The sequence below is a fragment of the Neptuniibacter sp. genome (assembly GCF_024231755.1).
Classification (GTDB): Bacteria; Pseudomonadota; Gammaproteobacteria; order Pseudomonadales; family Balneatricaceae; genus Neptuniibacter.
On the sequence record NZ_JAAEQH010000321.1, the window covers coordinates 1 to 750 of the forward strand.

The 750-nt window shown below is 35.1% G+C and carries 1 protein-coding gene; it reads right to left on the reverse strand.

Going from position 1 to position 750, the window contains the following annotated elements; translation table 11 throughout:
* Nucleotides 1–9: 9 nt before the first annotated feature.
* Complete coding sequence (locus GY843_RS21080) at nucleotides 10–222, reverse strand: hypothetical protein (protein WP_367183876.1); 213 nt, start codon at nucleotides 220–222, stop codon at nucleotides 10–12.
* Nucleotides 223–750 lie beyond the last annotated feature (528 nt).

Consider the following 750-nt stretch of genomic DNA (forward strand, 5'->3'; position numbering starts at 1 on the left):
AAAGAATACTTACATCCTGATTTTGAGGTTTAGACACCATAAAATGGAGAAAGAATACTTACAGACTGATTTTGAGGTTAAGAAACCATAAAATGGAGAAATAATACTTACTCCGTTATTTGTATCAATTTTCTGATGTTTTAGCAACTCTTTCACAATTTCAAAATGCCCCTTTTCACATGCCACAAATAAAGGAGACTGATTTTGAGGTTTAGACACCATAAAATGGAGAAAGAATACTTACAATCTGATTTTGAGGTTTAGACACCATAAAATGGAGAAAGAATACTTACTCTCTGATTTTGAGGTTTAGACACAATAAAATGGAGAAAGAATACTTACAAACTGATTTTGAGGTTTAGGTTAAAACCGAATACAAACTCCTTTGTTTGGTTCAATTTCATGAACACCCAGCAACAGTTTCACAACTTCTAAGTGATTAAGGGTTCCTTCTTCACAAGAAATAAAGAGCGGAGTCTGAGAGATAAATAGGAAAATTTTCAACTCACTTTATTATTTCTGAACTTATTCACCTCCTTCAAGTTGACCATCTCCTCCACCTGCAACAATTTCCTCACTGTTGTAACATCTCCTTTCTTACAAGCATCGTGCAGAATGTAACCAGACATTTTCAACAATTTCCGAGGATATTAATCAGTTTTGAAAAAATTCGTAGTGAAAACTTTGTCCTCCCCGCCCTGCCCCTTCATGTTTACACCCGCCTGTGCATTGTAGGTACAAGTCTTTCAA